This is a genomic window from Corynebacterium endometrii (assembly GCF_004795735.1).
Taxonomy (GTDB): Bacteria; Actinomycetota; Actinomycetes; order Mycobacteriales; family Mycobacteriaceae; genus Corynebacterium; species Corynebacterium endometrii.
Map to the genome: position 1 here is coordinate 2,235,453 of NZ_CP039247.1, position 20,433 is coordinate 2,255,885.

18 protein-coding genes and 1 pseudogene are annotated in these 20,433 nt (G+C 63.0%); 6 read left to right on the top strand and 13 right to left on the bottom strand.

From position 1 onward, the window contains the following. The first annotated feature begins 159 nt into the window (after positions 1 to 159). The gene (locus CENDO_RS10085; protein ID WP_136141897.1) at positions 160 to 1,011 is read left to right on the top strand and encodes a hypothetical protein; all 852 of its coding nucleotides are present in this window, start codon (positions 160 to 162) and stop codon (positions 1,009 to 1,011) included. Between the two features lie 111 nt (positions 1,012 to 1,122). Next, positions 1,123 to 2,139 (top strand): HNH endonuclease signature motif containing protein, encoded by a 1,017-nt coding sequence (locus CENDO_RS10090; protein ID WP_136141898.1) that lies wholly within the window; start codon positions 1,123 to 1,125, stop codon positions 2,137 to 2,139. Here the strand turns inward: CENDO_RS10090 and CENDO_RS10095 are convergent. The 5 genes and pseudogenes from CENDO_RS10095 to CENDO_RS10125 all read right to left on the bottom strand — a co-directional run. Then, positions 2,136 to 2,306, bottom strand: a pseudogene (locus CENDO_RS10095) (AEC family transporter); the annotation flags it as partial. The gene CENDO_RS10090 and the pseudogene CENDO_RS10095 overlap by 4 nt on opposite strands. Before the next feature lie 5 nt (positions 2,307 to 2,311). Then, on the bottom strand, positions 2,312 to 3,433 hold the full coding sequence (locus CENDO_RS10100; RefSeq protein WP_136141899.1) for a hypothetical protein: 1,122 nt from the start codon (positions 3,431 to 3,433) through the stop codon (positions 2,312 to 2,314). 256 nt (positions 3,434 to 3,689) lie between these two features. Further along, positions 3,690 to 4,934, bottom strand: coding sequence for an IS256 family transposase (locus CENDO_RS10110; RefSeq protein ID WP_136140269.1), 1,245 nt, complete (start codon positions 4,932 to 4,934; stop codon positions 3,690 to 3,692). A 111-nt stretch (positions 4,935 to 5,045) separates the two neighbouring features. Beyond that, positions 5,046 to 5,621, bottom strand: coding sequence for a hypothetical protein (locus CENDO_RS10120; protein ID WP_136141901.1), 576 nt, complete (start codon positions 5,619 to 5,621; stop codon positions 5,046 to 5,048). 226 nt (positions 5,622 to 5,847) lie between these two features. Continuing rightward, a complete protein-coding gene (locus CENDO_RS10125) occupies positions 5,848 to 6,618 on the bottom strand; it encodes a putative immunity/bacteriocin fusion bifunctional protein (RefSeq protein WP_136141902.1) in 771 nt (256 codons plus the stop codon). A gap of 304 nt (positions 6,619 to 6,922) precedes the next feature. Between CENDO_RS10125 and CENDO_RS10130 the strand changes: the two genes are divergently transcribed. Together CENDO_RS10130 and CENDO_RS10135 are read left to right on the top strand one after the other, a co-directional pair. After that, positions 6,923 to 7,075: a hypothetical protein gene (locus CENDO_RS10130; RefSeq protein WP_425456182.1), complete on the top strand. Its 153-nt coding sequence runs from the start codon at positions 6,923 to 6,925 to the stop codon at positions 7,073 to 7,075. Between the two features lie 288 nt (positions 7,076 to 7,363). Continuing rightward, positions 7,364 to 7,588, top strand: a complete 225-nt coding sequence (locus CENDO_RS10135; protein WP_136141903.1) for a hypothetical protein — start codon at positions 7,364 to 7,366, stop codon at positions 7,586 to 7,588. Here the strand turns inward: CENDO_RS10135 and CENDO_RS10140 are convergent. From CENDO_RS10140 to clpB, 8 genes are all read right to left on the bottom strand, one after another. Then, a complete protein-coding gene (locus tag CENDO_RS10140) occupies positions 7,585 to 8,829 on the bottom strand; it encodes an FUSC family protein (protein WP_136141904.1) in 1,245 nt (414 codons plus the stop codon). The genes CENDO_RS10135 and CENDO_RS10140 overlap by 4 nt on opposite strands. A 78-nt stretch (positions 8,830 to 8,907) precedes the next feature. Further along, positions 8,908 to 9,942 carry a class II fructose-bisphosphate aldolase gene (fbaA, locus tag CENDO_RS10145; protein ID WP_136141905.1) on the bottom strand — a complete coding sequence of 345 codons (1,035 nt, stop codon included), beginning with the start codon at positions 9,940 to 9,942 and terminating at the stop codon, positions 8,908 to 8,910. Between the two features lie 87 nt (positions 9,943 to 10,029). Beyond that, positions 10,030 to 11,238, bottom strand: a complete 1,209-nt coding sequence (locus tag CENDO_RS10150) for a glycoside hydrolase family 76 protein (RefSeq protein ID WP_136141906.1) — start codon at positions 11,236 to 11,238, stop codon at positions 10,030 to 10,032. A 54-nt stretch (positions 11,239 to 11,292) separates the two neighbouring features. After that, positions 11,293 to 11,976 carry a TrmH family RNA methyltransferase gene (locus CENDO_RS10155; RefSeq protein WP_136141907.1) on the bottom strand — a complete coding sequence of 228 codons (684 nt, stop codon included), beginning with the start codon at positions 11,974 to 11,976 and terminating at the stop codon, positions 11,293 to 11,295. Next, positions 11,957 to 12,502, bottom strand: a complete 546-nt coding sequence (gene pyrE / locus CENDO_RS10160) for an orotate phosphoribosyltransferase (RefSeq protein ID WP_136141908.1) — start codon at positions 12,500 to 12,502, stop codon at positions 11,957 to 11,959. The genes CENDO_RS10155 and pyrE overlap by 20 nt, the downstream gene beginning before the upstream one ends. A gap of 41 nt (positions 12,503 to 12,543) precedes the next feature. Next, the gene (locus CENDO_RS10165; RefSeq protein ID WP_136141909.1) at positions 12,544 to 13,599 is read right to left on the bottom strand and encodes a type III secretion system chaperone family protein; all 1,056 of its coding nucleotides are present in this window, start codon (positions 13,597 to 13,599) and stop codon (positions 12,544 to 12,546) included. Between the two features lie 2 nt (positions 13,600 to 13,601). After that, a complete protein-coding gene (locus CENDO_RS10170; protein WP_136141910.1) occupies positions 13,602 to 14,468 on the bottom strand; it encodes a sulfurtransferase in 867 nt (288 codons plus the stop codon). A gap of 97 nt (positions 14,469 to 14,565) precedes the next feature. Continuing rightward, positions 14,566 to 17,124 (bottom strand): ATP-dependent chaperone ClpB, encoded by a 2,559-nt coding sequence (clpB, locus tag CENDO_RS10175; protein WP_136141911.1) that lies wholly within the window; start codon positions 17,122 to 17,124, stop codon positions 14,566 to 14,568. A 222-nt stretch (positions 17,125 to 17,346) separates the two neighbouring features. Here clpB and CENDO_RS10180 point away from each other — a divergent pair, with 222 nt between their 5' ends. After that, entirely contained in the window at positions 17,347 to 18,561 is a 1,215-nt protein-coding gene (locus tag CENDO_RS10180; RefSeq protein WP_136141912.1) for an FAD-binding oxidoreductase, read from the top strand. 229 nt (positions 18,562 to 18,790) lie between these two features. Further along, the gene (locus CENDO_RS10185; protein WP_136141913.1) at positions 18,791 to 20,428 is read left to right on the top strand and encodes an ABC transporter substrate-binding protein; all 1,638 of its coding nucleotides are present in this window, start codon (positions 18,791 to 18,793) and stop codon (positions 20,426 to 20,428) included. The last annotated feature ends 5 nt before the right edge of the window (positions 20,429 to 20,433 follow it).

The following is a 20,433-nucleotide window of genomic DNA, read 5'->3' on the forward strand; positions in this document are numbered from 1 at the left end:
TTTAAGTCACTTCCCAAAATAATTGGTGCCAAATACGGGATAACCTTACCCTTTATTGGCTGCGCCGTGGCAATAATGTGACTTGTTCGCCACAAATGCGCGCGCCCGCGATAGGCGTGCGGCGTTGGCGGCCGGTGGCGGTAGGTTACAGTGGTGGGCATGCAGATTATCGTCGTGCGCTGCGGTGCGCCCGAAGTTGAGATTCCGGCCGGCTACCAGGTTGTGGACGTCTCGGCGGTGCCGACCCGCCAGGAGCTTCGCCCGCTCGATGAGGCGGCCGCGGCCATCCTGCCCGAGGACCCCACCCCCAGCCTGGAGGAGATATCCAAGCGGCCGGACGTGGAGCACCTGGGCGCGCCCGGGCCGGCGCCGCAGCCGGTGCCGGAGGCGCTGCGGGTCATTGTTGTGGGCACCGACGCGGCGCTGTCCGCGGTGCTCACGCGCATGATGCGCGCTGATTACATGTGGGTCGAGGTGGGCTTTGTCCCCACCGCCGCTTCCACGGCCGCGCAGAATTGGCGCATCCCCTGCGATTCGCCCGACGCCGCCTTTCAGCTCGCCCTTAACGGCACCGTCAGCCCCGTCCCCCTGATTAGGAACGATAAGGGCCTCGCGGTGGCCGGGTCCGCCACCATTTCCGAGTGGTCCAACGGCCCGCTCGCTGGGGAAATCATCGTGGATGACGAGGTGCTGATGCGCGGCGAAGCCGATTACGGCGCGCGCCTGGTGCCGATGTTGGATGCGCCCGGAATCGCCGCCGCCAAGGCCGTGGGGCCGGTGGCTACGCATGAGCAGCTGGGACTTGATGCCCCGCGCCGCGGGTTGTTTGGGTTCCTGCGCGGGCGGCCTGGGGTGGGTCAGCTGGAGCCGGCCAGCCTGGCCACGGGCCGGGCGGTCCAGGCCGGCGGCCGGGAACTGCGCGTGATTGTCGACGGAATCTCCGCCAAGCGTCCGGTCAAAGGTTCTACCTTCTACCGTCACCTGAGGGATTTGCAAATAGTGCGCCCGTAGCCTGTGGATAACCCGCACCGATTCCCACGTTGCGGGATGTGCCGCAACGTTATCCACAGCCCGCGTGTGGTGGCCTTTTGTTGGTGGGTGGTGGGTGTTTAGGGTGCGGGCATGGACACGTTAGAAGGCCTTTTTAGGCAATTATCGCGGGGTATTGAATTAATCAGCCTGGTCGAGGGCGCTAGCCCGGCAGATCTCGCCGCCTTGGGTGCCAGCGGTGAGGATGCTAAGGACTACGCCCACCTGTGGCAGGTTTATTTTGGGCCCACCGGCTCCACGCGCAAGCAGGCCGCCGCCCGGGACGCGGCGATAACCCGGGGCTTAAGCCTTGCCGATCTGCGCACCATTGAACGGTTCGTTCGCAGGATTAAAGACCGCAACAAAGCCTGGGATCTGCGCGTAGAACTTGCCTCTAGCGCCCCGGGGGAGATTGTGCGCACCGGGCGCAGGCGGGTCAAAGAACTTGTCCCGCCTAAACGCAAGCAGCCGGGTACTAGGCTGCGCAGGTCTGCTGACGGGATGTGGGATATCCGGATTACCGGCCCGTCGGAGACGATTGCCGATATCTATTCTGGCCTCGACGGGACGTTGGAGGCGTTTACGCGGGCGTATTTCACCGGCACCGGGCATAACACCGTGGTGACTAACGTGGTAGTCCAGCTTGATGAGTTAGACAAGATCATCGCCGGTGAGGGCGATGAGGTTATCTTGCAGTTAACGAACGGGGCGACGATGACGGGTGCGCAGTTTTTGCAGCGTCGGTTGGCCGGTTATGCCTATTTCGGTCTTTTTCATCCCCTTGAAGGCCCGGTCAATGCCTACCGCACGCAGCGGTTGGCGAATTTTAAACAGCACGTCTTAGCGGCGATGGAAAACCCGGTGTGCGCGTGGCCGGGGTGTTTGCGTGGGGCCGATGAATGCCAGGTCCACCACATCGATGCGTATGCCGACGGCGGGGATACCAACTCGCCGAACCTGGCTAAATTATGCGGCTACCACAACGGGGTTAATGAGGACGGGGTGGACATTCCTACCCGTCGCGGCAAAATCATCCGCCGGCGCGGGGCCACCTGTTGGCTCGCGCCCCACGCCAGGGCCTGCATCCCCACCGGCATGTATGTGGTCTAACGGCCGAAGGCTAGCGCGATGATCAACATCACGGGCAAGGAAGCAAACGTGGTGATAAATACGGTGTCCCTGGCCACGGTCTGGCCCTTGTCGAAGGTAGCCGCGTAGTTATACACATTCTGCGCGGTGGGCAACGCCGCCAAAATCACGGCGGTGTAAACAAGGTCTGCGATTAGCCAATCTCGGAGACTGACGATATCCCGCAGCTCGAGTCCCTGCACGCTTCAGCGTGGTAGGAGATGGTCGTTAACGGTTTCTCCGGAGCGTTCCAGCTGCGCACTTCAATTTTTCCACCTCGGTTCAGTGCGAATTTGGGGTCGCCGTCAGCGGAATTCACGGGAATGAACTGGTCTTCGGAAAATCCCTCAACCGTTCCCGTTAACTCGGGATCCGCAGAACCCCTTTTATTGATGAACACTCTGCCTTCGTTGTCAATGAACCCATTTTCGCCTCGCTGCAGGGTGCGAGTGACAGCAAAATCTTCATGGAGTGTCATGACGTGCTCGGTTACTTGCTCAGTGTCGAGTGTGTAGTCCCCGCTTACTCGGACTTCGAAAGCGGTGAGAAAAGTTCGGTGTCCTTCCACTCGTCCCTGGAGAATCTCGAAGAGCCCATCCCCCAGATAGTTGACGTGTGGATACTTGAAATCAGGAGAATTGACCTCGTAGCCATCTGGAAACGCTATTTCCCTGCCGTTTCCCGCGGCATCTAAGAGAAACATTCTTCTGTCACTAGCTGTTGCGTTCGGCGTATATCCAATTACGATGGCATGTTTCTCACCGACCGCAAGAGAGTGGGGAACTAACGGAAGGTCGTGACTTGAAGTGGTCCCATCGTCCTTCAGGATGATCACTTGGTGGGCGAACGCGGCTGATTGTGATGAGTTGACAATGGCAATCGCCATGGAGCCTTCGGGAGAAGATCCGAAATACGTAATGGGGTCATAGTCGTGGATCTCAACGGAACCGTTGTGCAGACCGTGCTGTTGTATTGATTCGGCGAAGTAGAGGTAGCTACCTCCACGTGTCGGGAGGGCTACCGGAGTCCAGCTACCGGAGCCTTGGACGTGGTCAATCTCTTGCCCTGTTGGTGCATGGAGGTAATAGCTGTTTGAACTGTCATTCCCAAAGGGCTCAAGCACCGGGCCGTAAGAGACAATGTAATTACCTGATTCCGACCAGGCCTGGGCCGTCGAAGCGGATGGACCTCCATCTTGTGTTGGCGAGCAACCCGCCAGCAGGGCGAGAATTCCCGAAAAAGCCGCGAAGGAAAAAACAGCCTTGATTGTCGCCACCGCACGCATACCTTTGTCTACCACACTGTATTTCAGTACGGTGAAACCTGATCGTCATCTCTGACGTCGGAGGGGTTCACGCCAAGCCCACCATCGGCATCCAGGTCGATTACCCCGTTGGTGGCGACCATGTAAGCGGCCCAAGCTAAAGAAGAGCAGGTCAAGTCCTGGGTAGTGGTGTATCTGTATTTCGAATCTGGGGTTAGTTTCATGGCGGTGGTTTAGGGGCCGTCTCGGGGATGTGGGGTGAGGGTATTCATGCGGCGTTTTCCTGGTTGTTGTCGCGGTCCTCGTCGATGACCCCAGCGGCGATGATGTCTTTGGTCTGTGTCAGGCTGGCCAGTGACATATAACGCTTCTGTTGGATCCAGTCATCGTGCTGTTCGGCCAAAACCGCCCCAACAAGGCGCACAACAGCGTCTCGGTTTGGGAAGATTCCTACGACATCGCTACGCCGGCGGATCTCCCTATTGAGCCGTTCAGTGGGGTTATTCGACCAGATTTTGCTCCACACCGCTTTCGGCGCAGCGGTAAACGCCAACAGCTCGTCGAGACACTCCTCGAGGTAGCCTGCCACGTTCGGGAACTTGTGCTGGCAGAACTCCACCACATCCCTGGCCTGGATCCACACGCTGGTGGCATCGGGTTGCTGGAAGATCGTGTGAAACATTGCTGATAGGGTCGGCCACTGGGTCTTCGGTACCTTGGCTGATAGGTTCTTCGCGAAGTGGGTGCGGCACCGCTGCCAACTAGCCTGCGGCAGGCAATCACCCACGGCTGCTTGAATACCAAGATGGGCATCACTGGTGACCAGGAATACCCCGGTGAGGCCACGGGCGATGAGGTCGCGGAAGAAACCCGTCCACGACGCGGTAGATTCCGCGGTGGCAACCTGCATGCCAAGCAGTTCGCGGTAGCCGTCAGCGTTGACACCTGTGGCCAGTAGCACGCTGGCTTTGACGACTCGGCCGCCTTCCCGCACTTTCATCGTCAACGCGTCACAGGAGAGGTAGTAATACGGGCCCTGGTCCAATGGTCTGGTACGGAATTGTTCGACCATCGTGTCAAGCTCTTTGGCCATCTCGCTGACCTGTGATTTCGATAGGTTGTTGATACCGAGTGTGGCGACTAGGTCGTTCATCCTGCGGGTGGAGACCCCCTTGAGGTAGCAGGTGGCGATAACTGTGGTCAGGGCGCGTTCGGTGCGGCTGCGGCGCTCTAGCAGCCAGTCGGGGAAAAATGAGCCGGTGCGTAGCTTCGGGATTGCCACATCAATACTGCCGACGCGGGTATCTAGCTGTCGGTGACGGTAACCATTGCGGGTGTTTGTACGATCCGGCGAGACTGTTGCATAATCTGCCCCGCAGACGGTGTCTGCCTGGGCGGAGAGAATCTGGTTGATGAAGTCAGTGAGCATTTGGCGCATCAGGTCTGGGGAGGCTTGAGTCAGTAGCTCTTCGACATACGCGGTCGGATCGATATGATTGGGGTCAGCGGCCATCGCAGGGTACTTCCTTTCGAGGATAGGTAAGAGTTGATTCGAAAGGTACCCGCGATGGTCGCCTCATTGTGCACCGGCACAAGGCCTACCGCGGGCTACAGATACACCACGCTAGCGGACGCAACCAGAAGAGCAGTTAAAGCTGTCCGCTTCGATATCTTTGTTGAACGCGAAATTGTACTCGTAACCTGCGCCAGATTTTCCATATACCGGTCCGGTCTTTCCGATTGCCCAGTCAGCGGCTTTATTACGAGCTTCCTGAGAGGTGTTAACTGTGAAATACTGCGGATTTTTCAAACGGGACTTGTAGGTGCGTCGTGGATCATTATTTTCCAAGTTCTGACGCCGTCCAACACCGGCATTTGAATCGTCTTCTCCTGAAGCTTCAACCGTGTCGTTCTTGGTGAAATCACCTGCGTTTGGACCACTAACAAATATGCCGTTGTGGCCATGGTTGACCCGGGCAGTGGTTGCATCAGAATAGAAAACCGCGGCGGTAAGCCAGACGTTGTTGCCTAAGTGGCTAGCAGTGCATATAGGCGCTATTGACTGGTGATCCTTCTGCACATAGAGCTGCCAGATCCGATCGTCGGCCGCCGGCGTGGGACTGCTGGCGAAGGGGGACCATTTCGGGCTGGGATCTTGATTGTGCTTGAGCCCAGGGGCCAAAGCAAGAACGAGAAGCAATAGAGCTAACGCAGCCAGGGAATGGATGAATCTCTCGGATGTTTGCGTTCTATATTCGTAAGTAGGAAAGCCCAGGTTAATACTGGGCTTTCCTGGGTCAGGGGAGGGACTACGTCCGATCCCTCAATTTTCTTGACAGGCGAAGATACATCAGAGTGATCGTCAGAGAGTAGATCAGCAGAAAGAGCGCGATAATCATTAGCCAGGATTCTTGTGTCATGGTTTCCTACTTACAGATGGCGTTAGTTGCCCCAGTGCAGCCCAGTGCAGCGATCAGTCCGCAGACTGATGCGCATCCGAGACCGGCCCAGCCATTCACAAACCCCAGTCCAAGGCAGACTCCATAGCAACTAGCAGCTCCACCCGTCCCACAGAGTGCACCCACGCCCCATTCGCAGGCTCCCCGGGTTTGAAAAGCCGGGTCCATCGGGCTGTCCGGGGCGGTGGTAGTATTACCTTCCTTGTCGACATGGCCATGCCACAGTAACTCGCCGTCGCTCAACATCCATGATTCATATTTGCCAGTTGCTGGGTCTAATTGCCCAATTCGGTACGTCTGCACGTTGACCACTTCGGAAAGTTCGAGGTCGACGGCAATACGGTAAAACTCAAAATTCTGAGGGGTTTCCTTGGGATCCGATACCGGAGCGACAGTAACCCAGACCTTTCCTTCAGAGGCAACCGCGACGTTCGCTTTTTCCCAATCCAGAATAGTGGCGGCATCAATCGCATACATGTGTTGCTGCGAAATTGATTTCGCTTTATTGGCTTGGTCTTTACCGAGCTGCACCGGGGTGGCTGATTCCGTCGCGTCTCCACAGGCACTTTGACGACTGGGGACGGATGTATCGGTTTCGGCTGCGGCGTTGGGAGGTGGCGTGCTACTGCCTAGGGATGATGCATGAGCTACACTGTTGGCGAGCACTAGGGCAACTACAGCAAACAAGGCGAGTGCAAGTATTCCAATGCGGAGCCAACGTAGTGATTGAACTTTCATGGTTCCTACCTTCGGGGGTCCGACCTGCTTAAGGGGGCGCTGAGAGATCAGGTCCAGCAAATCTCAATTGCCCTCACAAATAACGATATAACAGGATGATTTGACAGGCAATAGAAATTTGATGTAAGCGCACTTTCGTATAATTCCTCCGAATTTCCACCGATGGGTCGGGCTGTGTCCGTTAGCGTGGTGTATCTGTATCCCACGGTCTGGAGTGCCCCAGGTTTTGTTCCGTTTGAGTAGATGAGAAAATCTGGAACATGCCGAGGAAAATTGGTCAGGATGCGAGGGTCGCGCCGTTCGTTTGGCAAAGGATCGCATCCTGGCGGAGAACCTTTCGATGCAGGCCGCGGGTCAGGCCGTTGCCCCGAAGCTAGGTGCGTCGTGGCACACCGCCCGCCAGTGGGTTCAACAGGCCCGCCGGGATGGGTTATCACTCGTGTTGAAGAAGACGTGATTGCGGAAAACGCCAGGTTACGTCGCGAAAGCCAAGAGCTGCGAGAGACCAGTGAATTGTTGAAAGCCACGTCGGCTTTTTCGCATCGGAACTCGACCACAAGGTTGGAGTTGATCCGTTTCATTGATCAATACCCGGATCGTTTCACAGTCGAGTTCATGTGTGCGACGTTGAAAAATCATCATGTAGGCGGCTTCACGCCGCCGTCCTGGACGTCGACATGGACCAACCCGGCGCCCAGGGAGGCCACCCGGTCAACCTGTCCGCGGAATACGCGGAAAGCTCTTTTTGCTCGTCACCCGCGGCCTCGGGCCGGCATGGGTGGGAATTAACCGCTTAAGCGGCAACCTGGCGAAGCTGTGCGGCTACCACAACGGGGTTAATGAGGACGGGGTGGCAATTCCTACCCGCCGCGGCAAAATCATCCGCCGGCGCGGGGCCACCTGTTGGCTGGCACCCCACGCCAGGGCCTGCATCCCCACCGGCATGTACGCGGCCAAGGGCGTCGCTTAGATATCCTGGGTTTCTTCCTCCACGGACTCCAACCGCTCCTGGCGGCGGCGCTGACGGCGGGCGAATTCCTCGGGATCGACCTTGAGGACCTCGGACGGGTAGGCCGGATGCTGGGAGGTTGGGACCAGCGCCGCCAACGCCGATTCGTAGGACAGGCCGCAGACCATCAGCAGGTCAACGACCGCCGAACGCGTCTGGGCCAGAATGGAAAACGCGGATAGCACGGTCTTATCCTCCACCGCATCGACCGTGGCCAGCGCGCCCACGGTCTTCAGGCGGGTAATCAACCCCGGGATGACCAGCGCCTGGCTTTTGCCTGCCTTGGCGCCGAAGAGCTGCGAAAGCTCGAGCGCCACGTCGGAGAGCTCGTCGATCATGTAGACCTGCAGCTCGCTGACGCGATCGCCGTCCTCCGCCAGGACCACCGCGCGCCGCGCCAGCACGCGCACCGTGCGGATGCAGTTATCCACCTGCGGCAGGATGCGCTCCATCGATTTGACTTGTCGGCGCTGGGCGCGCAGCCACGGCGAGATAAACGTGGCCTCCTTCGAGGACTGCGCCGCTGACAGCATCGCGTTGATGACCTTCTGGGAGCCGCGCACCTCGGAGCGGGCCTCGCGGATGAGGGCGGGATCATCGGTGCGGAGGCCGCGGGAGACGTCGGAAAGAACGGAGGACGCGAGGTGCAACACCTTGGAAATCTCGGACCGCCCCGCCGCCAGCGCGGACGAGGGAATCAGCGCGATAGTGCCCAACCCCACCGTGGTACCGATGATGGCGTCAATCACGCGGTCATAGGCGCCGTGGCCCTCCGGCGGCATGATGGTGGCGATCAGAATGCAGCCGATGACCACCTGATTCGCGACCAAGACCGAGCGCGAGGCGAAGGACGCGATCAGCAACCCCACCGCCACGAACAGCGAAATCTGCCACGCGCCCGAGCCCACCAGCTGCACCAACGTGGTGCCCACCGCCACGCCGGTGATCACCCCCACGGACAGCTCGAACGCGCGCGATAGGCGGTCACCGCCGGACAGGCCCAGGATGATGACCACGGTCATCGGCGCGAAGAACGGCTGGTGGTGGCCGAAGAACTGGTCCGCCACCATGTAGGCCAGGCCCGCGCCAATCGTGGACTGCACGATGAACAACAGGCGCTTGCGCACCCTATTCCAGCGAGTATGCAGGGAATTGTCCACGCCCCGGAGGACCTCGCGGGTGGTTAATCTGCGTTCAGCCATGCCCACCAGTCTAGGGCAAAAGAAAAAACGGCCACCACACCGTCAACGGGTGCAGCGGCCGCGGAAGCCTTTACGGGCTTACTTGGTTACGGAGGTACCAACGGAGTGCAGATCCTGGCATGCCTCAACAACGCGGGCGGCCATGCCCTCCTCAGCCTTCTTCAGGTAGGAGCGTGGATCGTAGGTCTTCTTGTTGCCTACCTCGCCGTCAATCTTCAGCACACCGTCGAAGTTAGAGAACATGTGGCCGGCGACCGGGCGGGTGAACGCGTACTGGGTATCGGTGTCAACGTTCATCTTGATGACGCCGTAACGCAGGGCCTCCTCGATCTTTTCCTTCTCGGAGCCGGAACCGCCGTGGAAGACGAAGTCAAACGGCTTTGCGCCCTCTTCGAGGCCAAGCTTGGCGATGGCGGCCTTCTGGCCCTCGAGCAGGACCTCCGGGCGCAGCTTCACGTTGCCTGGCTTGTACACGCCGTGAACGTTGCCGAAGGTGGCCGCCAGCAGGTAGCGGCCCTTCTCACCGGTGCCGATTGCGTCGATGGTCTTCTCAAAGTCCTCGGTGGAGGTGTACAGGTTCGCCCCGGCCTTGGCCTGAACGCCGTCCTCCTCGCCGCCAACAACGCCGATCTCGACCTCGAGGATGATGTTCGCGTTCTTAGCCTTTTCGAGCAGCTCCTGGGCGATGACCAGGTTCTCATCGATTGGAATGGCGGAGCCGTCCCACATGTGGGACTGGAACAGCGGCAGCTCGCCGCGGTCGACGCGCTCCTGGGAGATGGCGATCAGCGGGCGCACGTACTCGTCCAGAACTTCCTTCTGGCAGTGGTCGGTGTGCAGCGCGACGTTGATGCCGTAGTGCTTTGCAGCCTCATGCGCGAAGGCGGCCAGGGCGGTGGCGCCGGCAACCTTGTTCTTGACGTTCAGGCCAGAGCCGAACTCGGCGCCACCGGTGGAGAACTGGATGATGCCGTCAGACTCAGCGTCCGCGAAACCCTTCAGAGCGGCGTTGATGGTCTCCGAAGAGGTGCAGTTGATAGCTGGGTATGCGAAGCCGCCTTCCTTAGCGGCGTCCAGCATTGCGTTGTATACCTCTGGGGTTGCAATAGGCATAGAGTAACTTCCTTAATTCTCGAAAAAGGTTTCCTACCCCAGTATGCCTTCTCGGGCCGCGTTCCGCTCACTCTGAGCGCTGTGAACTTAAACTTTTTTGGCGCTATCCGCGAGATACCGGGACACGCGCGCCGCGGCCTCGAGCAGCATCCAGCCGGACAGCTGCACGGACAGGTCGCGCTCCGCCACTCGGATAACGCCCACCTTCTGCCCCAGGGTGGACGGGGTCAGGCCGTAATTGTGTGGCAGGCGGGCATCCTCGGTCCACTCCGTGCCGAAGATCGGCAGGCCGTCTACTTCGAGGCGGTGCTCCCAGACCGAATCGGCCGAGCCGAGCACAAGGCGCGCCGCGAGCTTCTTCGTGGCGCGGTTGGCGGGAGAATCGGAGGGCAGGCGCACGGCGACGTCGGCGAGATAGCGCGCCAGGATGCCCTTGAACAGGCCGCCGTCACCCTGGCCGCCGCCCGTGATGACGCCCGCCGGGGTGGCCAGGTGCGTGGCGACCGCCTGGACGAGGCTGCGGATGCGGGTGATATAAACCATCGCCGCATCGGCGCGCTCGGCGTGCTCCACGGACTCGATCGCCTGCGATTCCCCCAGGCCGGCCTCCGCGCGCAGCGCCAGAGCAATCTCTAAGCACGCGCCCAGCACGACGCCCTGGCAGTACGGGTACACCGCCTTGATGTAGCGCGGGCCGGTCATTTCCATGCGCACGCCGTCCATGACCAGGCCGTCATCGTTGATCAGGTGGTCGTAAATCCAGTCCACGATGTGGCGGGCCTTGTCCGTGTCCCCGGTGCGCGCGGCCATGATCGCTGCGGGGCCGTTAGACGGCACGTTGAGGAAGGTCTCCCCCTCCTTCTCGCGCCACGGGAGCACGCCGACTCCGGCCACGGTGCCAGCCATGATGTTGTCCTGGAGCGCCTGCTGCGGCTTGGGCTGGCTCATCTTGTTCAGCGAGGACACCCGGCCCATGGCGAGGGCGAGCCACAGCTTGTCATCGTAGTACTTATTCGCCGTGAGCGGACCCAGGTTGCGGATGCGCACGCCCCGGAGCGTGTCCGCGATGCGCCTGCGGCGCACCTTGGTGTTGCTGCGCAACGCCGCGTCCACCAGGCAGTCCACGTAGTGGGCCTGCCACCAGTAGTGCCAAGCGACGAACAGTTTGTCCTTGGCGGTGGGCGGCCAACTTACCACCGCCAGATTGGTGCGCGGCAGGTACCACAGGCTCGAAGCGTGGCGCTCATTGATGGCGGCCTCTGCCAGGTCAGCGCGGTGCGCCCATTTTTCTTCCACGGTAGCTGTATCTCTCCAGGGGTAGGGATTGTTACTCGATGTTAACGCACGTGGTTACCAGGCCGCGTCCAGGTTCGCGTGTTGGCGGATCCAGGCGTGCATCGCGATTCCGGCCGCCACCCCCGCGTTGATCGACCGGGTGGAGCCAAACTGCGCGATGGAACAGGTCATCATCGCCGCCGCCTGGGCCTCCTCCGTCACGCCGGGGCCCTCCTGGCCAAAGAGCAGCAGGCACCGCTCCGGCAGCTGCGCCGTCTCCAGCGGCACGCAGCCGGGCGTGTTATCGATCGCCACGACCGTTAGCCCCTCGGCGGCGGCCCAGGAAATTAAGTCCGTGACCGTCTCGTGGTGGCGCAGGTGCTGGTAGCGGTCCGTGACCATGGCGCCGCGGCGGTTCCAGCGGCGCCGGCCCACGATGTGCACCGTGTCCACGGCAAACGCGTTGGCGGTGCGCACCACCGTGCCGATATTCGAGTCATTCTCGAAGTTCTCGATGGCTATGTGCAGCGGGTGGCGGCGGGTATCGATGTCCGCGACAATCGCCTCGCGCGTCCAGTAGCGGTAGGCGTCCACGACGTTGCGGCGGTCGCCCTCGGCCAGCAGCTCCGGGTCGTAACGCGGGTCCTCCGGCAGGGGTTGACCCGGGTGCGTCTGCTCCCATGGGCCTAGGCCGTGGCGGCCCTCATTCCACTCGGTAGGGCCCTTGCCGGCGGGCTCGTTAGGCAAGTCCAAGGTCATCCAGCCCCAGCAGGTAGCGGTATTCAAGGCCCTCGGCGGCGATGACGTCAGCGGCGCCGGTCGCGCGGTCAACCACGGTGGCCACGCCCACGACCTCGGCGCCGGCCTCGCGCAGCGCGGCCACGGCGGTCAGCGGGGAGTTGCCCGTGGTGGTGGTGTCCTCAACCACGAGCACCTTCTTGCCCTTCACGTCGGCGCCCTCGATGCGGCGCTGCATGCCGTGCTTCTTGGCCTCCTTGCGCACCACGAACGCGTCAATGGCGCGGCCGTCCGCATGCATCACGGAGGTGGCCACCGGGTCCGCGCCCAGGGTCAGCCCGCCCACCGCAACGAAGTCCCAGTCCGCGGTCAGCTCGCGCAGCAGCTGGCCTATCAGGCGCGACGCCTCATGCTGGAGGGTGGCGCGGCGCAGGTCAACGTAGTAATCGGCCTCCTTGCCCGAGGACAGGGTCACCCTGCCGTGCACCACGGCCAGCTCCTTGACCAGCTCTGCCAGCCGGGCCTTCTTCTCTGCGTTCAGCGTCATGGGTCCTCCAAAGTTCGCGGATTTTTAAAGCCGCGTTAAGACTAGTCCTCTTCGCCCGCACTGTCATCAAAAATGGACGGCCCCCGCGAAAGATCGCGCGGCAGGCGCGCCGTGGCCCCGTCCGGGCGCGGGCGTTCCCTGCCGTCCGCGATGGCGTCCACCTCATCCGCCCCGAGGGCGCTGTGTTCCATGGCCCCGCGGACCTCGGACTGGCGGCGGGACGGCATCTGTTGCGGCACCTCAGGGCGGTGCACCGGCGGCGCGGGGGTGTGCTCCTCCACGCCCGGGTCCGGCACTAGCCGCGGGCCGGTGGGCTCCGGGGCCTCGACGGGTGGGATCTCGCGGGATGGGTCCCTCTCCTCCAGGCCCACGGGCGCAATGGCGTGGGAGCGCGGCGGGAGGACGCGGGCGGCGTCCGCGAACAGCGCCAGCGGGGCGATCGTCGCGGTCCACGCCTCCGCGCGGGCGGACTTGGTGAATTGGGCGAGCACCCATTCCGATTCGGCCCACACGGCGGTGACCTCTTCCGGCATGTTATCCAGCGCGGTTTCCACGCGCGCGTCGATGAAGCGCTCCGCCACCGCCACGTCCGTGGCAAGCACATTAAAGCCCTCCACGTCGCGCACGTGGAATAGGTCCTCGGAGGCCTCGGCGTCCATGTGGCGCCGCGCGTCGAGCACTACGTCCGACGCCGCCCCCGTCCGCATCGCCATCACCACCACCGCGCCTAAGTCCATCAGGAGCAGCTCGTGTCCGAACTCGTTGCCCGCCACGATGTCCTTCGGCACGGCGCCGCCGGCTGCGGCGCCCCTGGTGAATTCGTCTATCAGATACGGGTCTTGCTTGGCGTATTCATAGCCGCGCTCCTGCGCCCACGCTTTGCGCTCCCGGCGCGCCGCGCCCGGGATGGACGGGCGGCGGCGTTCGGGGTCGGGCTCTGGGGCCGGCTCGGGCGCGGGCGCAGCAGTAGTCGCGGTGGTTGCGGTGGTTGCAGTGGTTGCCGTGTCGGGGGCCTCGGCGGCCTTGGCGGCCGCGCGCCACAGGAGGATGCCCGCGGCGGCGGCCAGCAGCGCCAAAACGAGGAGGATGTACGCCATCGCTATACGGCGGACTCGTTGAGGCGCAGGCGGCTGCCGTGTTCCACCGGGTTGGCCGGGTTCGCCGACCACTGTGACCATCCGCCCACGAAGTGGCGCGCGGTGGATGGCAAGCCCGCCCACTCCACAGCGGCCAACAGCAGCGCGGAGTGGTTACCGGAGCCGGAGTAGACAATGGCGTTGGCCAGCTCGTCCTCGGTGATTCCCGCGTCCTTGATGACGGCGCGGATCTCCTCCTTGGATTTCCAGGTGCGGTCCTTGTTGTGCAGGAATCGCTCCGGGATGTTTAACGCGCCCGGAATGTGGCCGGCCTTAAGGTCCAGGGCCTCGGTGCGGCCGGCGAAACGGGATGGTTCCCGCGCGTCGATGAGGACTCCGGTGTGGTTCCTAACGTCCTCGATGGAGGCCACCATCTCCGCGCGGGGGTTGACCTTTTGGTCGGATTCCACCGCGATGTTGCCCGGGCCGGTCAGCGTGGGCAGGCCCTGGGCGCGCCAGTTGGCCAGGCCGCCGTCGAGGATGTGGACGTCTTCGATGCCCGCCCAGCGCAGGATCCACCAGGTACGGCCGGCAAACAGGCCGCGGCCCTCGTCATACACGATGACCTGGTGGTCGCTGCGCAGGCCCCATTGCTCGAAGGCGATCTGCAGCTTGTCCGGCTCCGGGAGTGGGTTGCGCCCCGCCGTGGAGCCGGGGATGCCGGCCAGCGCGCGGGCGGGATCGCAGTACTGCGCGTTGGGGATGTGCATGGCCCGGAACCTATTGAAACCGCCGTCAGTGCCCGCGTCCCACTGAGACGCGATGAGAGTAAAGCGGTTGCTGTGCATGATCATGTCATACAGCTCGTGCGGCGAGATCAAAATACCCATGGGACCATATTACGGTCCCGGCACCGGCGCCGCGGGGAGGCCGGGCGGCACTGGGGGTATAGGCCTTAAACCCCGGCCGCCCGGCGCGGATTGCGGGCTAGGCGGTGGTTACCTCAAGGTCGAGGGACTCGCCGTCGGCGGCCGGGGAGACGCGGACGGTATCGCCGTCCTGGATGTCACCGGCAAGGAGCTGGCGGGCCATCTTGTCGCCAATAGCCTGCTGGATCAGGCGGCGCAGCGGGCGGGCGCCGTAGGCCGGATCGTAGCCGCGCTCGCCGAGCCAGGCCTTGGCTTCGTCGGTCACGTCGAGAGTTAGGCGCTTGGCCGCCAGGCGCTCGTTGAGGCCGCGGAGCTGAATGTCCACGATGCCTGTGAGCAGCTCCGGGCTAAGCGACTCGAACATAACCACGTCATCGAGGCGGTTAATGAACTCCGGCTTGAAGGCGCGCTTGACGGCCTCCATGGTCTCCTCGCGGGTGCCGCCGGCCCCAAGGTTCGAGGTCAAGATGATGACGGTGTTGCGGAAGTCAACGGTGCGGCCCTGGCCGTCGGTCAGGCGGCCCTCGTCGAGGACCTGCAGCAGCACGTCGAAGACGTCCGGGTGGGCCTTTTCAACCTCGTCGAAGAGGACCAGGGTGTAGGGGCGGCGCCGGACGGCCTCGGTGAGCTGGCCGCCGGCGTCGTGGCCAACGTAGCCCGGAGGGGCACCGACCAGGCGGGAGACGGAGTGCTTCTCGCCGTACTCGGACATGTCGATGCGGACCATCGCGGACTCATCGTCGAAGAGGAAGTCCGCCAGCGCCTTGGCCAGCTCCGTCTTGCCCACGCCGGTGGGGCCGAGGAAGAGGAAGGAACCGGTGGGGCGGTTTGGATCCGCAATACCTGCGCGGGAGCGGCGAACCGCATCGGACACTGCGGTCACGGCCTCCTTCTGGCCCACCACGCGGCGGCCGAGGACGGCCTCCATGTTGAGCAGTTTTTCCGTCTCACCCTCGAGCATCTTGCCGGCCGGGATGCCGGTCCACGCGGAGACCACCTCGGCGATGGTGTCCGGGGAGACCTCCTCCGTGAGCATGGTGTTTTTCTGCTCATTGGCGAGCTTTTCCGCGGCGGCCAGCTCCTTTTCCAGCTCGGGGATGCGCCCGTAACGCAGCTCGGAGGTGCGGGCCAGGTCACCGTCGCGCTCGGCGATGTCCGCCTGCGTGCGCAGCTGCTCTAGCTCCTCCTTGGCCTGCTGAACCTTGTCGATGGCGGTCTTCTCATTGGTCCAGCGCGCCTTGAGCTCGCCGAGCTTCTCACGCTCATCCGCCAGCTCCTGCTGGAGCTTTTCCAGGCGATCCTTGGAGGCGGCGTCCTTTTCCTTCTTCAGCGCCAGCTCCTCGATCTCCATGCGGCGGACGGTGCGCTCCAGCTCATCGATTTCCTGCGGGGAGGAATCAATCTCCATGCGCAGGCGGGAACCGGCCTCATCCACCAGGTCAATGGCCTTGTCCGGCAGGAAGCGGTTGGTGATGTAGCGGTTGGACAGCTCCGCGGCGGCGACCAGGGCGGAATCCTGGATGCGGATGCCGTGGTGGACCTCGTAGCGCTCCTTTAGCCCGCGCAGGATGCCAATGGTGTCCTCGACGGACGGCTCTGCGGCGTATACCTGCTGGAAGCGGCGCTCGAGTGCGGCGTCCTTTTCGATGTACTTGCGGTACTCGTCCAGGGTGGTAGCGCCCACGAGGCGCAGCTCGCCGCGGGCGAGCATGGGCTTAATCATGTTGCCCGCGTCCATGGAGCCGTCACCGGTGGCGCCGGCGCCCACGATGGTGTGCAGCTCATCGATGAAGGTGATGATTTGCCCCTCGGACGCCTTGATCTCATCGAGCACGGCCTTCAGGCGCTCCTCGAACTCGCCGCGGTACTTGGCGCCCGCGACCATGGACCCCAGGTCGAGGCTGATCAGGGTCTTGCCCTTCAGGGACTCCGGAACGTCGCCGGAGACGATGCGGCGGGCCAGGCCCTCCACGATCGCGGTCTTACCAACGCCCGGCTCGCCGATGAGCACCGGGTTATTCTTGGTGCGGCGGGATAGGACCTGGACCACGCGGCGGATTTCCTGGTCGCGCCCGATCACCGGATCGATCTTGCCCTCGCGCGCTCGGGCGGTTAAGTCAGTGGAGTACTTCTCCAGCGCCTGGAACTGGTCCTCCGGGTTTTCGCTGGTGACCTTGGCGGCGCCGCGGACGGAGGTAAATGCGCCCTTGATGGCGTCATACGTGGCGCCGCGGGAGACCAGCAGCTCGGCGGCGTCAGTCTTGGAGCCGGCGATGGCGGCAAGCAGCACCTCGGTGGAGACGTACTCATCGCCCAACTCCCCCGCCAGCTCCTGGGCGCGGGTTAAGACGTTGAGCCCGTCGCGGTTGAAGTTGGGGTTGGCCATGCCGGAGCCCTCAGCCTTGGGGTAGGAATCAACCAGGGCGCGGGCCTCGCGCGCGACGGTTTCGGGGTCCACGCCGGTGGCCTTGAGCACCGGGGCGGCGATGCCGTCCTCCTGCTCCAGGATGGCGGCCAGCAGGTGGGCCGGGCGGATATCGGGGTTGCCGTTAGAGGACGCGTCCTGCAACGCCTTCTGCAGGGCCTCTTGGGTCTTAGTGGTTGGATTGAAAGACATAAGTGTTTCTCCTTGTAAGATTCATCCCCACTCTAGGTGGTCTATTGCATACAACGCACGCAAAGTTGAGCCTGTTCCACTCAAGGGAAAATTTTTTTGAGAATTTTTCTACGAAAGTTGAGTGCCCGGTAGGCAACTTTGGCGGCGTCGGCCGCGCGAGCCGGCAAGCGGGGCGCCCCGGCGCGCGCACGCGGCCAATCGGCTTGCCCTAGACTTAAAGCCATGACTTACCCCGCCCACCCAACCACCTTGACCCAACTGGGCGCGCTGATGCGTGACAACGCGGAGGCCCTGCGCTCCGCCACGCAGGACTACCTCTATAACCACGTGGTGGAGTCCCGCCAGATTTTTGCCATCCGCGCGGCCGAGGCCCACGTCGAGCTGGCCCCGGCGGTGGCGTGGGTGCTCGAGCACGCCGAGGCGGACGGCGCCCTCGCGCAGCCGGCGCTGCGGCGCCTGTATGAGCTGGGGCGCGATCACCGCCGCCACGGTTTCCCGGAGCAGATTTACGCGGTCTTCGCCGACGCCCTGCGCGCCGGCATCAAGGCGGCCGGGTGCCCGGAAGAACTCCAGGGGAGCGCGGACAGGGCGATGCGCGCGGCATGCGCGGCGATGGCGGAGGCCACCCACGCGGCGGACCTGGCTGGCGCGGCGCCGGCGCACACCGCGACGGTGGTGGCGGTGGAGCGCCCCAACCGGCACACCGCGGTGGTGCGGCTGGAGGCGGGTTTACCCTTTGACTACCACCCGGGCCAGCACATCCCGGTGACCACGCCCCACCTGCCGGGCATGTGGCGCTACCTCACGCCCGCCTCTCCCGCCGATACCGCCGGGCAGCTCACCTTCCACATCACCGACGTTGGCGAAGCGTCCTCTATGTTGGCCAAGGCCCGCCCCGGCGACCAGTGGACGCTGGGCACCCCGCGCGGGGAGTTCGTCAACTTCCCCGGCTTCAATCTGGTGTTCATCAGTTACGGGGCCGGGTGGGCGGCGGTGAGGCCGTACTTGCTATCCCTAGTGGAGGCGGCCCGCAGGGCGGGGACTTCGGCAGGCTTTAAGGCCACCGTCTACGCCGTAGCGCCCAGCCCGGGCGAGCACTACGACACATTCTTCCAGGCCAACCTGATGGAACTGGCGCCGTGGATCACCATTCATCACGTGGTGCGCCGCGAGGAGGATCCGTGGCTGCTCGGCGCGGGCGAGCGCTCCGCGGACGTTTCCTTCATTGTCTCCGAGGAGCCCATCGATGCGGTAGTGGGGCGCGAGAAGGTATCAGTGTCTAACTTCGTCCTGGTAGGCCCCTCGGACCGCGTGCGCGTGGGCCGCGACCGCCTCATCGCGGAGGGAGTCAACCCGGATTACATCGAGGCGCACCCGTGGGAACGCGGCGGGCAATGGGCCCGCGCGGACCAGCCCCCAGCGCAGACGGAATTCTAGGGCCCCACCGCCCCGCCGTCCGGATTAGTCAGGGCACCTCCAATCCCCCCGCAGGGGTATCTGTCAGACTATCGAAATTAAACCCTGACCGGCGCTTTCCCGCCACATGGGATACTTTCTCCACGCGAATAATTTGGGATTTTCCCGGAAAACCACTGTACTTACGGCGCTAATAGTGCATATTTGTACAAACAGGTAAATCCCAATAGATGAGAAGGAGAAGGAATCCATGGCTTCCTCCCGCTTCACGCGCGCGCTGGCTCCCGCCCTCGCGCTGTCAACCGGCCTGGCGCTGACCGCGTGCGCCACCACCGATTCCGAGGGTGGCGACGCAGGCGCCGCCGGTGATGCCGGCGCGGGCATCACCATCGGCACCACGGACAAGATCACCAAGCTTGACCCGGCCGGTTCCTACGATAACGGCACCTCCCAGGTGGCCCGCCAGGTCTACGGCTATCTCATGGAGTCCGAGCCTGGTTCCGCCGAGGGCACCCCGGTTCCTTCCCTGGCCGAATCCGGCGAGTTCACCGACCCGAACACCTTCACCGTCAAGCTGCGCGAGGGGCTGACCTTCGCCAACGGCAACGAGCTAACCTCTTCTGACGTCAAGTTCTCCTTCGACCGCCAGATCGCCATCAATGACCCCAACGGCCCGGCCTCCCTGCTGGGCAACCTGGAATCCGTTGAGACCCCGGATGATCTCACCGTCGAGTTCAAGCTCAAGGTCGAAAACGACCAGACCTGGGTGGGCGTCTTGAACTCCCCGGCCGGCCCAATCGTGGACGAAGAGGTCTTCCCGGCCGACTCGATCATGGAAAACCAGGCCGTGGTTGACGCCGAGCCATTCGCCGGCCAGTACACCATCACGAACTTTACCGAGAACGAGTCCATCGCCTACCAGGCCCGCGAGGGCTACCAGGGCGCGCTGGGCGAGGCCGCCACCGATGTGGTTAACGTGAAGTACTACGCCGATGCTTCCAACATGAAGCTCGACGTTCAGCAAAACAACGTGGACGTGGTCTACCGCTCGCTGACCGCAACCGACATTGAGGACCTACGCGGCAACGAGGACGTCCAGGTCATCGAGGGCCCGGGCGGCGAGATTCGCTACATGGTATTCAACCTCAATACCCAGCCGTTCGGCGCGGAGGCAGAGGGCGCCGATGAGGACAAGGCGCAGGCGGTTCGCCAGGCCGTGGCGGCGTCCATCGACCGTTCCGCGCTGGCCAAGGACGTCTACAAAGACACCTACGCGCCGCTGTACTCCCACGTTCCTGAGGCAATGGCCGGCGCCACCGAGCCGCTGCTGGGCACCCTGCTTACCGCCGACGGCGCCCCAGACGTGGACAAGGCAAAGCAGATCCTGTCCGACGCCGGCATCACCGAGGTCGTGGACCTCAAGCTGCAGTACAACCCGGATCACTACGGCCCATCCTCCGGCGACGAGTACGCGGCCATCAAGTCCCAGCTCGAGGCCACCGGCCTGTTCACCGTGGACCTGCAGTCCACCGAATGGGTCCAGTACAACCAGGACCGAGTAGAGGACGTCTACCCGGTATACCAGCTGGGCTGGTTCCCCGATTTCCCGGATGCGGACAACTACCTGACCCCATTTTTCACCCTGGGCAACTTCGTGGGCAACCACTTCGAGGATGAGGCCGTGGACGCCGAGGTCCGCGACCAGGCAACCACCGCCGACCAGGCCGAGCGCGAGCAAAAACTGGCCGACCTGCAGACCAAGATGGCCGAGATTCTCCCGACCATCCCGCTGCTGCAGGGCAAGCAGTTCGCCATTGCCGGCAAGGACGTCAAGGGCGTGACCCTGGACGGCTCCTACCTGTTCCGCTACGGCACCATCTCTAAGTAAACGGT